This is a genomic window from Pseudomonas sp. SJZ080 (assembly GCF_007828295.1).
Classification (GTDB): Bacteria; Pseudomonadota; Gammaproteobacteria; order Pseudomonadales; family Pseudomonadaceae; genus Aquipseudomonas; species Aquipseudomonas migulae_A.
This window is the reverse complement of the sequence record NZ_VIUK01000048.1, coordinates 1-19,993: the sequence shown is the minus strand read 5'-3', so window position 1 is coordinate 19,993 and position 19,993 is coordinate 1. Positions and strand designations below refer to the sequence as shown.

17 protein-coding genes and 1 tRNA gene are annotated in these 19,993 nt (G+C 59.1%); 12 read left to right on the top strand and 6 right to left on the bottom strand.

Annotated elements, in window-relative coordinates; all coding sequences use genetic code 11:
• Positions 1-454 precede the first annotated feature (454 nt).
• Positions 455-1,669, bottom strand: a complete 1,215-nt coding sequence (locus FBY04_RS31625) for a site-specific integrase (RefSeq protein ID WP_256667217.1) — start codon at positions 1,667-1,669, stop codon at positions 455-457.
• Positions 1,642-1,718 (bottom strand) — tRNA-Arg (locus FBY04_RS31620). Before FBY04_RS31620 ends, FBY04_RS31625 begins: the two co-directional genes overlap by 28 nt.
• Before the next feature lie 348 nt (positions 1,719-2,066).
• Here FBY04_RS31620 and gabD point away from each other — a divergent pair.
• The 3 genes from gabD to FBY04_RS31605 all read left to right on the top strand — a co-directional run bounded on the left by gabD (position 2,067) and on the right by FBY04_RS31605 (position 6,328).
• On the top strand, positions 2,067-3,509 hold the full coding sequence (gene gabD / locus FBY04_RS31615) for an NADP-dependent succinate-semialdehyde dehydrogenase (protein WP_084318333.1): 1,443 nt from the start codon (positions 2,067-2,069) through the stop codon (positions 3,507-3,509).
• A 200-nt stretch (positions 3,510-3,709) separates the two neighbouring features.
• Complete coding sequence (gene gabT, locus FBY04_RS31610) at positions 3,710-4,987, top strand: 4-aminobutyrate--2-oxoglutarate transaminase (protein WP_084318332.1); 1,278 nt, start codon at positions 3,710-3,712, stop codon at positions 4,985-4,987.
• 126 nt (positions 4,988-5,113) lie between these two features.
• On the top strand, positions 5,114-6,328 hold the full coding sequence (locus FBY04_RS31605; RefSeq protein ID WP_084318331.1) for a response regulator: 1,215 nt from the start codon (positions 5,114-5,116) through the stop codon (positions 6,326-6,328).
• Positions 6,329-6,438: 110 nt separating this feature from the next.
• Here FBY04_RS31605 and FBY04_RS31600 read toward each other — a convergent pair whose 3' ends face one another.
• Together FBY04_RS31600 and desA are read right to left on the bottom strand one after the other, a co-directional pair.
• Positions 6,439-7,428: a sensor domain-containing diguanylate cyclase gene (locus FBY04_RS31600; RefSeq protein WP_084318330.1), complete on the bottom strand. Its 990-nt coding sequence runs from the start codon at positions 7,426-7,428 to the stop codon at positions 6,439-6,441.
• Positions 7,429-7,675: 247 nt separating this feature from the next.
• Entirely contained in the window at positions 7,676-8,860 is a 1,185-nt protein-coding gene (gene desA / locus FBY04_RS31595) for a delta-9 fatty acid desaturase DesA (RefSeq protein WP_145319552.1), read from the bottom strand.
• A gap of 145 nt (positions 8,861-9,005) precedes the next feature.
• Between desA and dibA the strand changes: the two genes are divergently transcribed.
• From dibA to FBY04_RS31565, 6 genes are all read left to right on the top strand, one after another.
• A complete protein-coding gene (dibA, locus tag FBY04_RS31590) occupies positions 9,006-10,925 on the top strand; it encodes a phosphodiesterase DibA (protein WP_084318328.1) in 1,920 nt (639 codons plus the stop codon).
• A gap of 309 nt (positions 10,926-11,234) precedes the next feature.
• Positions 11,235-11,417 (top strand): sulfur starvation response protein OscA, encoded by a 183-nt coding sequence (gene oscA / locus FBY04_RS31585; protein WP_007945260.1) that lies wholly within the window; start codon positions 11,235-11,237, stop codon positions 11,415-11,417.
• A gap of 144 nt (positions 11,418-11,561) precedes the next feature.
• On the top strand, positions 11,562-12,575 hold the full coding sequence (locus FBY04_RS31580) for a sulfate ABC transporter substrate-binding protein (RefSeq protein ID WP_084318327.1): 1,014 nt from the start codon (positions 11,562-11,564) through the stop codon (positions 12,573-12,575).
• A 176-nt stretch (positions 12,576-12,751) separates the two neighbouring features.
• Complete coding sequence (gene cysT, locus FBY04_RS31575; protein WP_030131597.1) at positions 12,752-13,570, top strand: sulfate ABC transporter permease subunit CysT; 819 nt, start codon at positions 12,752-12,754, stop codon at positions 13,568-13,570.
• A 13-nt stretch (positions 13,571-13,583) separates the two neighbouring features.
• Positions 13,584-14,456, top strand: coding sequence for a sulfate ABC transporter permease subunit CysW (cysW, locus tag FBY04_RS31570; protein WP_145319549.1), 873 nt, complete (start codon positions 13,584-13,586; stop codon positions 14,454-14,456).
• A 3-nt stretch (positions 14,457-14,459) separates the two neighbouring features.
• Entirely contained in the window at positions 14,460-15,449 is a 990-nt protein-coding gene (locus FBY04_RS31565; protein ID WP_084318325.1) for a sulfate/molybdate ABC transporter ATP-binding protein, read from the top strand.
• Positions 15,450-15,602: 153 nt separating this feature from the next.
• Here FBY04_RS31565 and FBY04_RS31560 read toward each other — a convergent pair whose 3' ends face one another.
• Entirely contained in the window at positions 15,603-16,121 is a 519-nt protein-coding gene (locus FBY04_RS31560) for a DUF962 domain-containing protein (RefSeq protein ID WP_145319546.1), read from the bottom strand.
• Positions 16,122-16,205: 84 nt separating this feature from the next.
• On the opposite strand from FBY04_RS31560, the gene FBY04_RS31555 reads away from it, so the two are divergent.
• Positions 16,206-16,892 (top strand): Crp/Fnr family transcriptional regulator, encoded by a 687-nt coding sequence (locus FBY04_RS31555; protein ID WP_145319543.1) that lies wholly within the window; start codon positions 16,206-16,208, stop codon positions 16,890-16,892.
• A 70-nt stretch (positions 16,893-16,962) separates the two neighbouring features.
• A complete protein-coding gene (locus FBY04_RS31550; protein WP_084318322.1) occupies positions 16,963-17,328 on the top strand; it encodes a response regulator in 366 nt (121 codons plus the stop codon).
• Between the two features lie 152 nt (positions 17,329-17,480).
• On the opposite strand, the gene FBY04_RS31545 is transcribed toward FBY04_RS31550, so the two are convergent.
• Positions 17,481-18,485, bottom strand: coding sequence for an AraC family transcriptional regulator (locus tag FBY04_RS31545; RefSeq protein WP_145319540.1), 1,005 nt, complete (start codon positions 18,483-18,485; stop codon positions 17,481-17,483).
• Between the two features lie 100 nt (positions 18,486-18,585).
• Between FBY04_RS31545 and FBY04_RS31540 the strand changes: the two genes are divergently transcribed.
• The gene (locus tag FBY04_RS31540; RefSeq protein ID WP_145319537.1) at positions 18,586-19,659 is read left to right on the top strand and encodes a fatty acid desaturase; all 1,074 of its coding nucleotides are present in this window, start codon (positions 18,586-18,588) and stop codon (positions 19,657-19,659) included.
• Positions 19,660-19,993: the final 334 nt, after the last annotated feature.

Sequence of the window (19,993 nt, the reverse complement as noted above, 5' to 3'; positions counted from 1 at the left end):
CGTCACAGTTTCAACAATCAGCTGTCACCGGTAGAGTTTGAAAAGCGTTACGCAGCGAGCCTGGAGAGTGTCTAGAAAACCCGGGGCGATTCAAGCCTCGGCAGTTTGCGCTGACGGACCGTAAGCACGCTGAAGCCGGTCAGCGCTGCTACTTCAACCACGCCAATCAGAACATCGTCGCCAAGCTTCTGTATTTTCTGGATAGTTTCATAATCTACTGTCATCGCTTTATCGCTCGATTGATCTGGTGAGCCCAGCTTTTGCCAATCAGCCGCTCAATCACTAGGACAGCTTTTTAACAGATGACATGTTTTCTGAAGGAAGGAGGCCGCAACAACGGGCGATTGTTGACCCGGCAACAGGGCCCCGTGCACCTATGCTGAGTTCGCGCGGGCGTGTTGCAAGATCAATGGTCAGCTCCAAGCTGACCATTGAGAAGTAGTCATAGGTCTGATCAAGCCAGCTTTGCCGCGAGCTCTTCTGCGGTGATGTTGTAGTAACGCTTCAGCATGTTCACTTCCCGATGTCCCGTCACGCTGGCAAGCTCGATCAAATTCGGAAGCTTGGTCGCAAGCCGACATGTCGCTTCATGCCGCAGGTCGTGAAAGCGTAGATTGATCAGGAAGTCTTCCTGAGGCGTTACCTGCGCCGCGCCGCAATCCCCCAGGTATTTCAGCCTCGCTCGCTCCAGGCCTCGCACAAAGGCCTTCTTGAGAGCGTCGGCTGTGGTGGGGAAGACTCGACCGCACAGCGAGCGCGGCAAGTCCTTCAACAGCTGAATAGCCTTTGGTGAAAGCGGGACGGTTCTGGGCAGTCCGTTCTTAGTCGCTGGAAGATGCGCGGTCCTGCGATCTAGGTTCACATGCTTCCAGCGCAGCTCGAAAATTTCGCCACGGCGCATGGCTGTCTCAATCGCCAATTGAACGATGGGCCGTATCCAAGGATTGTGCGACGCATCAGCATAGGTGCCATCAGCACGGCGTTCTCGAAGCTCAAGGGCGCTGAGAATGTATTGCTCCTCAACCGGGTCCAGCCGCCGCGAGCGTTCGTCGTTATAGCTAGGGCGGCTGACCATCCGCACCGGATTCTCGGCAAGATGGATTCCCCATTCGCGGCGAGCGACCTCAATCACGCATTGAAACAATGCCAGCTCACGCTTGACCGTATTGCCCTTGCGGATCTTCAGGCGCTCGTCACGGTAGCGGGCAAAGTCGGAGGAGGTGAGGGTGGCAACGATGCGCGTAGCCAGCGGATGACGCTTGAGCGCTTCCAGACGTTTGATTTCCGAGTACGCGCCTTTGTGCTTCGGAGCGATCTCTGAGATGTAGCGATCAATGAGTTGATGAAAGGCGGTGCGCTCTGCCTCGACGCGAGAGACAAAAATGCCTCGGTCGATTTCGCTTTCGATCATTCGCGCCCAGGCCTGGGCATCTGCTTTGGTTTCGAAGGTTTTTCTTTGGGCTGGATAGCCCTTGCGACGGATTTGCGCTTCCCACTGATACTCGCCGCGATTCCTGATTGTTGCCATTTCGACCATTCCCGCCACATTAAGTGTGGCAAATTTGTGGCAAAAACGACTTTCAGGACTAGGACAGGTTTCTGTCAGGAGCGCTATCGCCTTGTAATACAAGGGAAAGAAGATGGTGCACCAGGCGGGATTCGAACCCACGACCCCTGCCTTCGGAGGGCAGTACTCTATCCAGCTGAGCTACTGGTGCAAGCGGGCGCCATGATACTCATATGCACTGCGGGCGTCCATGCTGCTGAATCGACTGCGCTTTTTCAAAGCGTAACCTGCGTTTGCTACGTTGATCAGAAAAATTGGGCAAATGCGGCGTTTTCGTTCTTTTTTTCGAACAGCCTATTGTCCTTTAACCCCTTTGATCCTAGGATTCGTTTGAGATTTCAAACGCTCTTGTCTGGGTGCTGAACCGCACGAGTTCATTCCGTGCGCTATTTATGTGCTTCAGCCCGGTGAATGATTTCCCTGACGGCAGCCTTTCAGGCGCCTTTCTACAATCATAATTTGCTCCGCGCCTGCCGCGGTGCTGTTAAGGAAAGCCGACATGCAGCTTAAAGACACCCAGTTGTTCCGCCAGCAAGCCTTCATCGATGGCGCTTGGGTCGATGCGGACAATGGTCAGACGATCAAGGTCAACAACCCGGCAACGGGCGAAATTCTGGGCACCGTGCCGAAAATGGGCGCTGCCGAAACCCGCCGTGCGATCGAAGCTGCTGACAAAGCGCTGCCGGCCTGGCGTGCACTGACCGCCAAGGACCGTGCGAACAAGCTGCGTCGCTGGTTCGAGCTGATCATCGAGAACCAGGACGACCTGGCTCGCTTGATGACCATGGAGCAGGGCAAGCCGTTGGCTGAAGCCAAGGGCGAAATCGTTTACGCCGCCTCCTTTATCGAGTGGTTCGCCGAAGAAGCCAAGCGCGTCTACGGTGACGTGATTCCGGGCCACCAGCCAGACAAGCGCCTGATCGTGATCAAGCAGCCAATCGGCGTGACCGCGGCAATTACCCCGTGGAACTTCCCGGCCGCGATGATCACCCGTAAAGCCGGCCCGGCCCTGGCCGCCGGTTGCACCATGGTGCTCAAGCCTGCTTCGCAAACTCCGTTTTCCGCATTCGCTCTGGCTGAACTGGCCCAGCGTGCCGGCATTCCTGCTGGCGTATTCAGCGTTGTGTCCGGCAGCGCCGGCGACATCGGCAGCGAGCTGACCAGCAACCCGATCGTGCGCAAACTGTCGTTCACTGGCTCGACCGAAATCGGTCGTCAGCTGATGGCTGAATGCGCCAAGGACATCAAAAAAGTCTCCCTGGAACTGGGCGGTAACGCGCCGTTCATCGTGTTCGACGACGCGGACCTGGATAAGGCCGTCGAAGGCGCGATCATTTCCAAATACCGCAACAACGGCCAGACCTGCGTCTGCGCCAACCGTCTGTACATTCAGGATTCGGTCTACGACGCGTTCGCCGAGAAGCTGAAAGTGGCGGTGTCCAAACTCAAGATCGGCAACGGTCTCGAAGAAGGCACCACCACCGGTCCGCTGATCGACGAAAAAGCCGTGGCCAAGGTTCAAGAGCACATTGCTGACGCCGTTTCCAAAGGCGCCACCGTGCTGTCTGGCGGCAAGAGCATGGAAGGCAACTTCTTCGAGCCGACCATCCTGACCAACGTGCCGAAGAACGCAGCTGTGGCCAAGGAAGAAACTTTCGGTCCATTGGCGCCGCTGTTCCGCTTCAAAGACGAAGCCGAAGTGATTGCGATGTCGAACGACACCGAGTTCGGTCTGGCCTCGTACTTCTACGCTCGCGACCTGGGCCGTGTGTTCCGTGTGGCCGAAGCGCTGGAATACGGTATGGTCGGCGTCAACACCGGGCTGATCTCCAACGAAGTCGCGCCGTTCGGCGGCATCAAGGCGTCGGGCCTGGGCCGTGAAGGCTCCAAGTACGGCATCGAAGATTACCTGGAAATCAAATACCTCTGCCTGGGCATCTAATCTCGTAACAGATAGGCCACGGCAAGGCATTTTGCTTCAAGCGCAAAGGGCACGAGAGCGCTGACCCTTTGCGCGCTTCAACCGGAATTTTCTCTGTGGCCGGGAACGCTGTGGCAGTCGATCATCGCATGCTGTCGCCGTTGCACCCCGCCGCATTTTCCTTGAACCACGCCGCCCGATGAGCGGTGAATGAGGACTTTATGAGCAAGACTAACGCATCCCTGATGAAACGCCGCGAAGCCGCTGTACCACGCGGTGTTGGCCAGATTCACCCGATCTTCGCCGACCACGCGAAGAACGCCACCGTGACCGACGTTGAAGGTCGCGAGTTCATCGACTTCGCCGGCGGTATCGCCGTGCTGAATACCGGTCACGTGCACCCGAAAATCATCGCAGCGGTGACCGAGCAGCTGAACAAGCTGACCCACACTTGCTTTCAGGTACTGGCTTACGAGCCGTACGTAGAAGTGTGCGAAAAAATCAACGCCAAGGTACCAGGTGATTTCGCCAAGAAAACCCTGCTGGTGACCACCGGTTCCGAAGCCGTAGAAAACGCCGTGAAAATCGCCCGTGCCGCCACTGGCCGTGCCGGCGTGATCGCCTTCACCGGCGCTTACCACGGTCGCACCATGATGACCCTGGGCCTGACCGGTAAAGTCGTGCCTTACTCGGCCGGCATGGGCCTGATGCCAGGCGGCATCTTCCGCGCGCTGTACCCGAACGAACTGCACGGTGTGAGCATCGACGATTCGATCGCCAGCATCGAACGCATCTTCAAGAACGACGCCGAGCCGCGTGACATCGCTGCCATCATCATCGAGCCGGTTCAGGGCGAAGGCGGTTTCTACGTCGCGCCTAAAGAGTTCATGAAGCGCCTGCGCGCTCTGTGCGACCAGCACGGCATCCTGTTGATCGCTGACGAAGTGCAAACTGGCGCTGGCCGTACCGGTACTTTCTTCGCCATGGAGCAGATGGGCGTTGCTGCCGACCTGACCACCTTCGCCAAATCCATCGCTGGCGGCTTCCCGCTGGCCGGTGTGTGCGGCAAGGCCGAATACATGGACGCCATCGCTCCAGGCGGCCTGGGCGGCACCTACGCCGGTAGCCCGATCGCTTGCGCCGCGGCCCTGGCCGTGATGGAAGTGTTCGAAGAAGAGCACCTGCTGGACCGCTGCAAGGCTGTCGGCGAGCGTCTGGTCACTGGCCTCAAGGCCATCCAGGCCAAGTACCCGGTCATCGGCGAAGTCCGTGCCCTGGGCGCGATGATCGCGGTCGAGCTGTTCGTTGACGGCGACAGCCACAAGCCGAACGCTCCAGCGGTAGCCGCCGTTGTGGCCAAGGCTCGCGAAAAAGGCCTGATCCTGCTGTCCTGCGGCACTTATGGCAACGTTCTGCGCGTGCTGGTACCGCTGACTTCGCCGGACGAGCAACTGGACAAAGGTCTGGCGATCATCGAAGAGTGCTTCTCGGAGCTCTGATCGATTTGTGAGCTGATCGACAAAAAACCCGCTTCGGCGGGTTTTTTTACGCCACCAGAAACACAACGCGCTGTATCGAGTGGCCAGCATTGACTAAGGTGCAAGCATTGCTGATGGAGTGTGCAAATGACTGCTGTGGTTTTACCCGCTGTACCACGTGTGCTGATCGCCGAGGCTGATCCCTGGTCCCGCGACCTGCTCAAGCAGGTGCTGTTGAATGTGCGTTGTGATGCGCGCCTCGACCTGTGTGCCGATGGTCAGCAGGCGCTGGAGTTGCTGGCGGAAAATCCTTACGACTTGGTGATCGTCGACTGGGAGTTGCCCGGTGTCGATGGCTTGAATGTCTTGCGCAGTGTCCGCCAGCGCAAACGCAATCCGCCGCTGCCCTTTATTCTGATGAGCAGCCGCAACGACAGTGCCAGTGTGCGCGAAGCGTTGCCCTTGGCGCCTGCAGCGTACCTGACCAAACCCCTGAACATGGAAAGCCTGACCCTCCGTCTGCAGGATCTGCTGCTGAACGCCGGTGAAGAGGTGTCTTGTGAAGTGCCGACGTTGGCGCCCGGCATGACCTTGTCGACGTACCTGGAGCGTCGTCGTGAGTTTGCCGACGGTGCACCGCTGATGACCGACGTGCAACTGGCGGTCAAGCGTAGCCTTAATCCAAACGGCCTTGACCTGAAACTCCTGGAAGATGAAATCCGCATTGATCCACAGATCACCGCAGTCCTGATCGCTGCCGCCAACAGCGCGGCCCAGCATCATGGCGTCGCCGTGCAAACCCTGTCCCAGGCGTTGCATCGGCTGGGCAGCGGGCAGAGCATGAACCTGATTCTGGGGTTGGCGCTCAAGCGCAGTGCACGGCTTAGTGATCCATTATTGGCGGACTATGCCGAACGTTATTGGGAGCTGTCGCTGCACACCGCCGAATATGCCCGGACACTGGCGCGCTTGCTGGATCTGGATCAGGAGCGGTGCTATTGCGCCGGGATGTTGCATCGCCTGGGTGATCTGGCGTTGCTGCGCTGTTTGCAGGAATGGAAACAGGCCGGCGGTGAGTTGGATGAATGGGAGGAGGTGGGTGATGCCCTCGCTGAATTCGGCGCGGCGTACGGTTCCGCGCTGCGCACCCGCTGGCGCTTGCCCCTGGAGCTGCGAGAGCTGATTGCGGCGGTGTACCAGCTCGGTGGCGGGGTTTACTCCCGCGAGGCTCTGGTGATGAACATGGCGGCGCAGATGGCGCGTCTGACCGAGCATGAGGGCATTGAGGTGCTGGCCAAGAGCCGGCCGGCGCGGTTGCTCAAGATTGGCTTGCCGGAGTTGATGCGTTTGCGCAAAAAATAAACCTGACCCCAAACCCTGTAGGAGCCGGCTTGCTGGCGATCCGGGCAAAGCGGTGTGGCTGATTTACCGCGGTGATGCCATCGCCAGCAAGCCGGCTCCTACAGGAGGTGTCAGCCGGATATGATCCGGTTCTTGCCCTGGCGCTTCGCTTCATACATCGCCGCGTCCGCCCGGGCAAACAGGCTCTCGATGCTTTCATCCTCGGCGGTCAGGCTGGTCAAGCCCTGGCTGACGGTGATGCCGAATGTCTGGTGGCCATGGGTGAAGCTCAATCGCTGAATCTCCCGTTGCAGACGCTCGGCCACTTGCATGGCCATGTCGGGCGCACAGCCGGGAAACACCGCGGCGAATTCCTCGCCACCGATTCGTCCAAACACATCGCCGCGACGCAACGCCCCGCGACCGGTCTCGGCGACGTGTTGCAGTACGTTGTCGCCTTCCGGGTGACCGTAGGTGTCGTTGATCACCTTGAAGTCATCGATGTCCAGCAGCAGAAACGCCAGCGGCGCGCCCTGTTGGCGCGCCAGTTCGAACTCATGATGGGCGCAGTCGAAGAAGTGCCGGCGATTGCTGCTCTGGGTCAGGACGTCGGTGGTGGCCAGGCGATGCAGCTCGCTTTCCATCTGCTTCTTTTCGGTGATGTCTTCGGCAATGCCGACAATGATCAGCGGCTGGCCCGGTTCGGCCTGACGGTTGATGAAGCACTTGTCACTGAGCCAGCGAACCTGGCCGTCGGCGGCGATGATGCGGTACTCGCGGTCTTCGACGGCGCCTTTTTCCAGCACTTCGGCGAGGCTGCGTTCGGCGTACTCCAGATCGTCAGGGTAAATGCTGTCACGCCACTGGTTGGAGTCGGACAGCAACAGACCTGCGGAACGGCCGAAGATCCGCTCATAGGCGGGGCTCACGTAGAGCACCTGGCGGGTTTCCCAGTTGAAAGCCCAAAGCACCGCGTTGACGCTGACCAGCAAAGAACTGAACAGCTGTTCGCGTTCGCTCAGGCGTGCGACTTCGCCTTGGGCATGCATCAGCGCCATCAGGGTTTGTGCGGCCTCGGGCCACTGGGGTAGGGATGAGTCTTGGAGGTTCTTGGTGACCATCGACACAAATCTCAAAGGGCGTGCCGCGTATTGGACAGCGGTCGCAACAAAGCCCGCCGTAGTGGCGAAGTGTCTTTGAGATAGGGGATTTGGAGCTTAGTTCCCGCCTGGGGTGGCGAGGGGGCTTGCTCCCGCCGGGCGGTATTGGCGACGCGTTTTTTTGGCTAAAACGCGTCGTCAGGTTTTGCGTCTGCTGCGCAGCCGAGCGGGAGCAAGCTCCCTCGCCACAGAAAGCCCCTCAGCAGGGTCAGGCAGCTGCAGGGCGCAGGGAGTAGGTCTTCAACTGATCGGCGAAGTCGCGCAGGGATTGAATCCCGCTGGCTTCGGCTTCGTGTACCCAATCCTTGATGGCGGCCAGCATGTCGTGACCATTTGAGCTGGTCTTGACCCAGATCTGCTGCAAGGCCAGTCGTTTCTCGTAAATTACCTTCAGCGCCTGGCTGTGCTCGAGCATGGTCTGGATTCGTACGTGGTGTTTGTCATCGAGCAGGCTGGTTTCCCGGGAGAGCAGGCGTTTGGCTCGGTGGAACTGGTGACGGACCGAGTGATCGACCTTTTCCAGTTCCTGTTTGACCAGCGGCGCGATCACCAATTTGCGGTACTGGGCCATGATCTGGAAGCGGTTGTTGAGGATGGCCATGGCGGTGTCCATGTCCAGGCTGCCTTTACCTTCTACCCGGTGGGCGATTGGTGCAACCCGTTGAACCTTGGCCAGACGCAGGAAACTGAAGACCTGGATCCAGGCCCAGCCGAGGTCGAACTCCCACTTCTTCACCGACAGTTTTGCCGAGTTAGGGTAGGTGTGATGGTTGTTATGCAGTTCTTCGCCGCCGATCAGGATGCCCCAGGGCACCAGGTTGGTCGCCGCATCGCGGCATTCGAAGTTTCGGTAGCCGACGGCATGGCCCAGGCCATTGACCACGCCGGCGGCCCAGACCGGAATCCACATCATCTGGATGGCCCAGATGGTGATGCCGATGGTGCCGAACAGCAGAAGGTCGATGACGGCCATGATCGCCACGCCCAGCAGCGGGTAACGGCTGTAGAGGTTGCGTTCGATCCAGTCTTCGGGGCAGTTCTTGCCGTAGATGCGCAGGGTCTCGGGGTTTTCCGCTTCGGCGCGGTACAGCTCGGCGCCTTTGCGCAGAACGGTGGACAAGCCCTTGATAACCGGGCTGTGCGGGTCATCGACGGTTTCGCATTTGGCGTGATGCTTGCGGTGGATGGCGGTCCACTCGCGGGTGTTCTGCGCCGTGGTCAGCCACAGCCAGAAGCGGAAAAAATGTTTCAGGCCAGCATTGAGCTCGAGCGAGCGATGGGCTGAATAACGATGCAGATAGACCGTGACGCCGATAATCGTAACGTGGGTCATCAGCAGGGTGACTGCCACCAGTGACCAGGGCGACAAGCCGAGAAAACCTTCGTACCACATAGGCTATAGGGCCCTCGATAAAGAAAAAAACAGCCGTTGCATTATCACTAAGCCCACAGATAAAACCAGTCGCCCTTTCAGATAAGAGTGGCTGGATGTTTCTTGACCTATAATTCCACCCTTTTGCAGGGACATGGACGGCCTAATGTTTGCCACCTATCGCGACGCGTTGCGTGCAGCGCTGCTTTATCTGTTGCTATCTGTAGTCTGGCTGCAGTTCAGTGGTTATTTATTGAACAGTTTCTTCGATAGCTCAGACGAGCTGCTGCGGTGGCAACTGATCAACGGTTACGTCTGGGTTGCGTTTAGTGCCGGGCTGATCTTCATCGCCCGAGCGCGATTGCTCCGGTGCCTGGGGATCGGCGCCACATTGCGTGAGCGAAATGACGACCGCGAGCGTTTGCGTCAGGCGGCTGCGGTCTTCGATTGCACACGTGAAGGTGTGCTGGTCACCGATTGCAACGGCTTGATCGTCCACGTTAACCGGGCGTTCATGGAAATCACCGGTTACTCGCTAGAGGAGGTGCTGGGCCAGCGACCGAGCCTGTTCAAGTCGGGTCATCACTCGGCGGATTTTTACCAGGCGATGTTCTCGACACTCAGCAGCATCGGCGAATGGAGCGGGGAAATCTGGAACCGTCGAAAAAGCGGTGAAATCTATCCGCAATGGCAGACGATCCGCATTATTCACGACGATCAGGGGCGGCTCAGCCATTACGTTGCCGTGTTTTCCGATATCAGCGCGATCAAGAACTCCGAACATGAACTCAAGCATCTGGCTCATCACGACCCGCTGACGGATTTGCCTAACCGCTTGCTGTTCACTGACCGTACCGAGCAGGCACTCACTTCGGCGCAACTCCACAAGCGCGGCTGCGCGTTGCTGATGATCGATCTGGATCACTTCAAGATGATCAACGACAGCCTCGGGCACACGATTGGTGACCAATTGCTCAAAGCCGTGGCCGAGCGCTTGAAGGCCATGTTCGGCCCGGGCATCACGCTGGCGCGGCTGGGCGGCGATGAGTTCGCCGTATTGGCTGAAAGTTGCCCACAGTTGGAGCATGCCGCGGCACTGGCTCAGCGCATCCTCGACGGCATGAAGGAGCCATTCCCGATCGACGGACATCAACTGTTCATCAACGCCAGCATCGGCATCAGTTTGTTCCCCAGTGATGCCTTGAGCGCTGAACAGCTACTGCGCAACGCCGACTCGGCCTTGTTCAAGGCCAAGAGCGCTGGCCGCGATGGCTATGCGCTGTACACCGAAGAATTGACCGCTCATGCGCAACAGCGGGTCGAGACCGCGTTCGAACTGCGCCGCGCGCTGGAGCAGCAGGAGTTGCGGGTGTATTACCAGCCGGTTCACGACCTCATGACCCGTCGCCTGGTGGGTGTCGAGGCGCTGGTGCGCTGGGAGCACCCGCAACGGGGGCTGGTGTCGCCAGCGGAATTCATCCCCATTGCCGAACGCACCGGGTTGATCGCCGAGATCGATGCCTGGGTCATGCGCCAGGCATGTCAGCAGATGTGCCAGTGGCAGCAGGCCGGGGTCGCGTTGTCGTTTGTCGCGGTGAATGTTTCGTCGCGATTGTTTGCTCGCCGTGAGTTGTATCAGCAGGTGGCGCAGGTACTGCGTGAAACCGCTCTGGATCCGGCGTATCTGGAGTTGGAAGTTACCGAAAGCGCGGTGATGGATGACCCGGAAGTGGCGCTGGAGCAGATGCATCGCTTACGCGAGCTCGGCGTACGGCTGGCCATCGATGACTTTGGTACCGGGTATTCGTCGTTGTTGCGACTCAAGCGTTTGCCGGTACAGAAGCTCAAGATCGATCAGGGCTTCGTGGCCGGGTTGCCGTGGGATGAGGATGATGGGGCCATCGTACGCGTGATCATCGCCCTGGCGCAGAGCATGGGGATGCAGGTGCATGCCGAGGGGATCGAGCAGGTCGAGCAGGCGGGTTTCCTGCTCGAACACGGCTGTGATCTGGGGCAGGGCTACTGGTTCGGCCGACCGGTGCCGGCCCAGCAGCTCGATTGGATGCACGCACCGCAAATCCACTAACCCCTTCCATTGTATGCAGCGTGCCTGTTTGTCGCGTTGTACACGGACCTGTAGGAGCCGGCTTGCAGGCGAAGGCGCCCTCAAACTCCCCACATGACGGGATGCCCTCATCGCCAGCAAGCCGGCTTCTACAAGGGGGGCGCGTCCCTGGTTGCGCGTAAACCCTCGTCCCGGCAAGCATTTTATTTTGGTTATATAAACATTCTTAAATAGTCTTTTTAAGAATATCCGCACCTATCTACTATTGGCCTCACGCCGCAAGCAGTGCCGGACATTGCCAGGCAACCTCTCAGTCGAAGGAGCAGCACCATGAGCGCATCCCTACGTAGCGTTGACGGTCAAGACGAAGCCACCATTTTGCGTGAGATCCAGAGCGCCCTGCGCGATCTGCGGTTCGGCGCCGTGGAAATCACCGTGCACAACGCTCAGGTGGTCCAGATCGAACGCAAAGAAAAATTCCGTTTGCAGAACCCAAGCAACAAACCGAGCTGAGCCAAAGATCAAAAGATCGCAGCCTGCGGCAGCTCCTACAGGGGATTTGTGTAGGAGCTGCCGAAGGCTGCGATCTTTGAGCAGGTAACCCGATTCCAGATCATAAAAAAAGCCAACACGCCCAGAATTTCAGGAGCTTTCACCATGTCGTCGATTCGTCATTTCGCTTTGGCCGCCCTGGCCAGTGCCCTTTTTGCGGGTTCCGCGGTTGCCAAGGATTACGAGCTGCTCAATGTGTCGTACGACCCGACTCGCGAGCTGTATCAGGATTACAACGCTGAGTTCGTGAAGTTCTGGCAGAAAGATCACGCTGGCGACACCGTGAAGATCCAGCAATCCCACGGTGGTTCGGGCAAACAGGGCCGTGCGGTAATCGATGGTCTGCGCGCCGACGTGGTCACCCTGGCCCTGGCTGGTGACATCGATGAAATCGCCAAACTCGGCAAGACCCTGCCGGCGGACTGGCAGAAGCGTCTGCCGGAAGCGAGCACACCGTACACTTCGACCATCGTGTTCCTGGTGCGTAAAGGCAACCCTAAAGGTATCAAGGACTGGGGCGACCTGATCAAGAACGATGTGTCGGTCATCACCCCGAACCCGAAAACCTCCGGCGGTGCTCGCTGGAACTTCCTCGCGGCCTGGGCCTACGGCCTGAAAGCCAACGGCGGCGACGAAGCCAAGGCCAAAGAATACGTACAAACCCTGTTCAAACACGTGCCTGTGCTGGACACCGGTGCGCGCGGCTCGACCATCACCTTCGTCAACAACGGTCAGGGTGATGTGTTGCTGGCCTGGGAAAACGAAGCCTTCCTGGCCCTGAAAGAAGACGGCGGCGCCGACAAGTTCGAAATCGTCGTGCCTTCGCTGTCGATCCTCGCTGAGCCGCCAGTGGCCGTCGTCGACAAAAACGCCGAGAAGAAAGGCAACGAGCAAATCGCCGAAGCGTACCTCAAGCACCTGTACAGCCCGGCCGGCCAGGAAATCGCGGCGAAAAACTTCTATCGTCCACGTGACAAGGATGTCGCTGCGAAGTACGCCCAGCAGTTCCCGAAACTGGAGCTGGTGACCATCGACAAGGACTTCGGCGGCTGGAAATCCGCGCAGCCGAAATTCTTTAATGATGGTGGTGTATTCGACCAGATTTACCAGGCGCAGTAATCTGCCATTAGCCACACCACGAGCCTTAAGCTTGGGCGCATAACATGTGGGAGCGGGCTTGCTCGCGAAGGCGGTGGTTCAGTCAACGAATATGTTGAATGTGCCAGCCTCTTCGCGAGCAAGCCCACTCCCACTTTGGCGCGTTTAGCTGATTGATTTTTCAACCAAGGACTTTTATGTCGCGTCGTATCTCCCCCGTCATACCCGGCTTCGGGCTGACGCTGGGCTACACCTTGGTGTACCTCAGCCTGATTGTGCTCATTCCACTGGCGGCGATGTTCGTGCATGCCGCCCAACTCACCTGGGATCAGTTCTGGGCGATCATCTCGGCGCCCCGCGTGCTGGCGGCGTTGAAGCTGAGCTTCGGCACCGCGCTCTATGCCGCGATCATCAACGGCATCATCGGCACGCTGCTGGCCTGGGTGCTGGTGCGCTACACCTTCCCGGGTCGCAAGATCATCGATGCGATGATCGATCTGCCCTTCGCATTGCCCACGGCCGTGGCCGGTATCGCGCTGACCGCGTTGTACACCCCGACCGGGCTGGTGGGTCAGTTCGCGGCGGACCTTGGCTTCAAGATCGCGTATACCCCCCTCGGCATCACGCTGGCGCTGACTTTTGTAACGCTTCCATTCGTAGTACGTACGGTACAGCCAGTATTGGCCGATATCCCCCGTGAAGTGGAAGAGGCAGCGGCGTGTCTCGGTGCAAAACCGTTGCAGGTTTTCCGCCATATCCTGGTGCCCGCACTGCTGCCCGCCTGGTTGACTGGTTTCGCGTTGGCCTTTGCCCGCGGGGTCGGCGAGTACGGCTCGGTGATTTTCATCGCCGGCAACATGCCGATGAAAACCGAGATCCTGCCGCTGCTGATCATGGTCAAGCTCGACCAGTACGATTACACCGGCGCTACCTCCATTGGTGTACTGATGCTGGTGGTTTCCTTCGTCCTGTTGCTGCTGATCAACTTGCTGCAACGCCGCATCGAAACCCCATAAGGAGGCGCGAACCATGTCCCAATCGTCTATTGTGGCCGCCTCTTCGGCCAACGCCGCCCGCCGTGGCAGTGCCACGTCGCGGCGAATCCTGATCGGCCTCGGCTGGCTGATTTTTGCGCTGTTTCTGTTGTTGCCGCTGTTTATCGTGGTGTCTCAGGGGCTGAAGCTGGGCCTCGGTGCGTTCTTCGCCGCGATCTTTGAACCGGATGCCCTGTCCGCGCTGAAACTGACGGTGATCGCCGTGTTGATTTCGGTGCCGCTGAACCTGGTGTTCGGTGTCAGCGCCGCGTGGTGCGTGAGCAAGTACTCGTTCCGCGGCAAGAGCATGCTGGTGACCCTGATCGACTTGCCGTTCTCGGTGTCGCCGGTGATCGCCGGTCTGGTCTACGTGCTGATGTTCGGTGCGCAGGGCCTGTTCGGTCCGTGGTTGCAGGATCACGACATTCAGATCGTGTTCGCTTTGCCAGGCATCGTGCTGGCGACGATTTTCGTCACCGTGCCATTCGTGGCGCGCGAGCTGATCCCCTTGATGCAGGAACAAGGCACTCAGGAGGAAGAGGCTGCGCGTCTGCTCGGCGCCAATGGCTGGCAGATGTTCTGGCACGTCACCGTTCCCAATATCAAATGGGGCCTGATCTACGGTGTGGTGCTGTGCACGGCGCGGGCGATGGGTGAGTTCGGTGCGGTGTCGGTGGTGTCCGGGCACATTCGCGGGGTGACCAACACCTTGCCGCTGCACGTCGAGATCCTCTACAACGAATACAACCACGTGGCCGCGTTCGCCGTGGCGAGCCTGTTGCTGATCCTGGCGCTCTTCATCCTGCTGCTCAAGCAGTGGAGCGAAAATCGTATTAACCGCCTGCGCGCCAGCGCCGCGGAGGAATAATTCATGTCGATCGAAGTGCGTAACGTCAGCAAGAATTTCAATGCGTTCAAGGCGCTCAATGACATCAGCCTGGACATTCAGAGCGGCGAACTCGTGGCGCTGCTCGGCCCGTCGGGTTGCGGCAAGACCACGCTGCTGCGGATCATCGCCGGCCTGGAAACCCCGGATCAAGGCAGCATCGTGTTCCACGGTGAAGACGTTTCCGGCCATGACGTGCGTGATCGCAACGTCGGCTTCGTGTTCCAGCACTATGCGTTGTTCCGCCACATGACGGTGTACGACAACGTCGCGTTCGGCCTGCGCATGAAACCGAAAAACCAGCGCCCGAGCGAAAGCCAGATCGCGGTGAAAGTCCATGAGTTGCTGAACATGGTGCAACTGGACTGGCTGTCGGATCGCTACCCGGAACAACTCTCGGGCGGCCAGCGTCAGCGTATCGCGTTGGCCCGTGCGTTGGCGGTGGAGCCGAAAGTCCTGCTGCTCGACGAACCTTTCGGCGCACTCGACGCCAAGGTTCGTAAAGAACTGCGTCGCTGGCTGGCGCGGTTGCACGAAGATATCAACCTGACCTCGGTGTTCGTGACCCATGACCAGGAAGAAGCGATGGAAGTCGCCGATCGCATCGTGGTGATGAACAAGGGCGTGATCGAGCAGATCGGTTCACCGGGCGACGTCTACGAAAACCCGGCCAGCGATTTCGTTTATCACTTCCTCGGTGATTCGAACCGTCTGCATCTGGGGGAGGACAACCACGTGCTGTTCCGTCCGCACGAAGTGTCGCTGTCGCGGCATGAACTGGACGACCACCACGCGGCCGAGGTGCGCGATATCCGGCCGCTGGGCGCCACGACCCGGGTGACGCTGAAGGTCGAAGGCCAGAGCGAGCTGATCGAAGCTGAAGTGGTGAAGGATCACGACAGCCTGATCGGGTTGGCGAAGGGCGAAACCTTGTTCTTCAAACCGAAGGTCTGGCAGAAAGTCGCCAACATTTAACCTTGCAGGAACCGGCTTGCTGCGGGCGGCGATCCGACGATTGCGGTGTGTCTGACACACCGCGTTATCGTTGATCGCTAGCAAGCCAGCTCCTACATTGAGTTGAGTCGTTTGCAAATACCCTGTGGGAGCGGGCTTGCCCGCGATGGCGTCCTACGCCGCAGCGTTTTTCTGACGCAGCCGTACCCCACCCACCCGCGCCTCGATCTGCTCTTTCAGATCCCGCCGCATCCCCAGCAAAAACGCCAGCTCCACCACCACAAACAACGGCCCGACAATCAACCCCGTCACATCATCGACAAACGCCGGTTTGCGTCCTTCGTAATGGTGCCCGACAAACTGAATCGCCCAGCCGATCACAAACATCCCGACGCCACTCGCCAGCCACACCAGCGTGCTTTGCTGTGCCAGCACATGACCCGCCCAAACGCACAGACCGAGCAGCACCGTCATCAGCACGCCTAAACGCAGTTCCAGGCGCAGGTAGAACCACGCCGATGCGAGCGAGACCAGCACCGCCGGTGAAAGCCAGCCTGCGGCCCATTGCGGCCGCGACAGCAATACCGCGACAGCGACCACAATCAGCGGAATACCGATAAAGTGGCTGGCGATATTGCGCGGATCACGGTGGTAAGCGGCGTATTGACTGAGATGGTCAACGAGGCTTTTCATTGTTATTCCTCCTGTAGGGTGATTGATCATGCCCCGGGTTCACCTCTCGCTCTGTCAGCCAGGCGACAATCTCCAGGAGTTTTGATGGACATGCAGGTTTGGCGTTCGCGTCTGATGACGGGGCAATGGTTCAGCCATTTACCTGCTCCCTTACAGAATAGTCTGCTGGCCGCGGCCAAGGTGCGGCGCCTGTCATCGGGGCAGCGGCTGTTCAAGCGCGGCGATCCGCCGTGTGGGCTGTACGCCGTGATCGAAGGTGCGGTGCGCATTGGCGCGGTGAGCGAGCAAGGCAAGGAGGCGCTGCTGAGCCTGGTGGAATCGCCGCACTGGTTCGGTGAAATCTGCCTGTTCGACGGTCAGCCGCGTACCCACGATGCGTTCGGTCTGGGTCAGTGCATTCTGTTGCACATCCCGCAAGCGGCGCTGTTGGCCATCCTGGATGAGCAACCGGTTTACTGGCGGCAACTGGCATTGCTGATGAGCCAGAAACTGCGCCTGACCTTCATCAGCCTCGAACAGCTGAGCCTGATGCCGGCGCCGGCACGTTTGGCGCATCGCTTACTGATGATCGCCAAAGGGTACGGCGAAATCGATCCGCCGCGACGGGTGTTGCAACTGCCGCAGGAACAACTGGCTTCAATGTTGTCGCTGTCACGCCAGACCACCAATCAGCTTCTCAAGGATTTGCAGGGGCAGGGGATTGTGAATCTGAAGTACGGCGAGATCGAAATTCTGGATGCCGAGCGGTTGCGGGCGTTGGCGATTTTTTGAAACAAAGCGTTATAGGTGGGCTTTGTCTGCGAAGGCGCCTAGCCTGTGACGACGACAATTGAGGTGTGCCATGCGTGTGCTGTTAGTGGAAGACGAACCGAAGACCGCCAAACTCCTGGCCAAAGGCCTGAGCGAGGCGAGTTACTCGGTGGATGTTGCGCTCAATGGCATGGACGGCCGCCGCTTCATCGAGACCGGCGAATACGAACTGATCATTCTTGACGTCATGCTGCCGGGGTTGAACGGCTGGCAGTTGCTGCAACAGATCCGCAAGCTTGGTGAGACGCCGGTGCTGTTCCTCACCACCAAGGATGGCATCGAGGATCGCTTGCGCGGGTTGGAGTTGCATGAGGATGATTATCTGCTCAAGCCGTTTGCCGTGAGCGAGCTGGTGGCGCGGGTGCGCAAGTTGCTGCGGCGGGATCGGGGGCGCTGAAGCTTTTGCGGTGCCTGGGCAATCGCCATCGCGAGCAAGCCCGCTCCCACAGGTTCAGCGTCGTACACAGAATCATTTGCACACCCAGGATCCCTGTGGGAGCGGGCTTGCCCGCGAAGAGGCCGGCCCAGGCAACCCACCTTCCGGACCTGTCAGCGCAACCCATCCCGAAACTGCCCCGGCGTCATCCCCGTCCAGCGCTTGAACGCTCGGCTGAAGCTGCTCGTATCGGCAAACCCCAACAGATAACTGATCTCGCTCAACGAGCATTGCGGGTCGCGCAGGTGCAGCAGTGCCAGGTTTTCGCGGCTTTCATTGAGCAGCGTATCGAACCGGCAACCCTCATCCGCCAGATGCCGTTGCAGGCTGCGCAAACTCAGGTGCAGGGCTTGGGCGATGTGCTCGGCGCTGGGCTCGCCTTCGGGCAATTGCTCTTCGATGGCGTCGCGAACCTTGCGCTCCCAGGTCAGGGGCTTGAGTTGCGCCAGCGTGCGTTTGAGCACGGTTTCGTTGTGTTCCGCCAGTTCCGGATTGGCGTCGTCCAGGTGACTGTCGAAATCCACCAGAGAAAATTCCAGTCGGTCCTCGTCGGCCGAAAAGTACACCGGGGCGCGGAAGACTTTGTGCCATTGATGCGCGTCGGCCGGCTCCGGGCGGCGCAAGTACACGGCTAGCGGCGCATAGTCTCGGCCGAGGCGATTGCGGCAGGTGCGCACGTAAATGGCAGCGAAGGCGTCGATGGCTTCGAATGCCGGCGCCGGATTGCCTGACGGGATTTTCAGGCGGAAGCGGTAGCGGTCTTCGGTGCGGATTAACTCAAGCTCCAGGGCATCGCTGACCACCCGGTGATACCGCACGATGCGCTCGAACACTTCCCGCAAACTGCCACTGGCCACCAGGGCATAACCGAGTGCATGAAACGTGGTCGGGCTGACGAACCGCGAGACGCGCAAGCCGATCGCCGGGTCGCCACTGACCTGCACGGCGATTTCCCACAGGCGCGTGGTGCCGGACAACGGGTAACGGGCGTTCGGGTCGTCCATCAATTGCGGGTCGAGCCCCGCCTGGTGACACAGGGCGGTGCTGTCGAGGCCCAGCGCATCGAGTTGCTTGCGCAGGGCGCGGGTCCAGCTGGCGAGGGAGGTCGGTTCAGTCATGCTGATTGGCGCTTCCGGTCAACAGGTTGGCGTCCACGGCTACCGCGTTGTGAGGGTTCACAAGGCAGGATGCGAACATCAATAACCAGAGGATGGAAGCATGGACGGTACTTCTGCAAGTCCCCAGCGACTGAATGCAACCCAACGATCTGCGCATATTCGCGAAGTGGTGTTGGCCAGAGGGGGCGAACTGCGCAAGCGTTACCCGATTCTCAACCATCAGGACGCCCTGGGGGCGGGCATTCTGGCCTTCGCCCTGGCCGGAATGGTCGGCTCTGCAGCGCTCTACCTCACCGGGCATATGGCCTGGTGGGTGTGTCTGCTGCTCAACGCGTTCTTTGCCTCATTGACCCACGAGCTGGAACACGACCTGATTCATAGCATGTATTTTCGTAAACAGCGGGTGCCGCACAACCTGATGATGGGCCTGGTGTGGCTGGCGCGGCCAAGCACGATCAACCCATGGATTCGTCGGCATCTGCACCTCAACCACCACAAGGTTTCCGGTACGGAAACCGATATGGAAGAACGGGCGATCACCAACGGCGAGCCCTGGGGTTTTGCGCGGCTGTTGATGGTCGGCGACAACGTGATGTCGGCGTTCATCCGCATGCTGCGGGCCAAGACCTGGGAGCATAAGTTCAGCATCATCAAACGCGCATTGAAGGTCTATGCGCCACTCGCGCTGGTGCATTGGGGCGCGTGGTACGTGTTCCTCGGCTTCCACACCGCCAACGGCATTGCACATCTGTCGGGGACACCGATTGAGTGGTCGGCGACCACGCTCTCAGTGATGCAGGTGATCGACATCGCGGCGGTGGTGATCATCGGCCCGAACGTTTTGCGCACGTTCTGCCTGCACTTTGTCAGCTCCAACATGCACTACTACGGCGACGTGGAGCCGGGCAACGTCATGCAACAGACACAAGTGTTGAACGCTTGGTGGCTGTGGCCGTTGCAGGCGTTCTGCTTCAACTTCGGCAGTACTCACGGCATTCATCACTTTGTGGTGAAGGAGCCGTTTTACATCCGTCAGATGACGGCACCGGTGGCGCATAAAGTGATGCGCGAGATGGGCGTGCGCTTCAACGATATCGGTACGTTTGCCCGGGCCAACCGCTTTGTTCGCAAGGAAACCGTCGAACCGCAGGAAGTGCATGCGGCTCGGGCTTGACCGATGAATCCGGAAACTCAAACGCTGGTCATCAATTTGACCCAAAGGGACGCTAAGTTGTGACCTGTGGAGTGATTGGTATATGCGATTCAGGTCTAATAAAGTAATTAAATATTCCTTTATTAGATAACCGTTTCCGCCAATCATCTCGCTACAGATTTTGAGTTTCCGGGGCCGTCTCCTTGGCAGGGTGCGGCCCCTTTTTTATCCCTCAGGAAAAACACAGGTCCAATGTGGGAGCGAGCAAGCCCGCTTGTGTCTAGATCTAGGAATAAGCTCTGGGGTGAGAGGGGTGGATGGCAAGCTGTGAGTCCGCGGTGCTTGAAGCACGTGT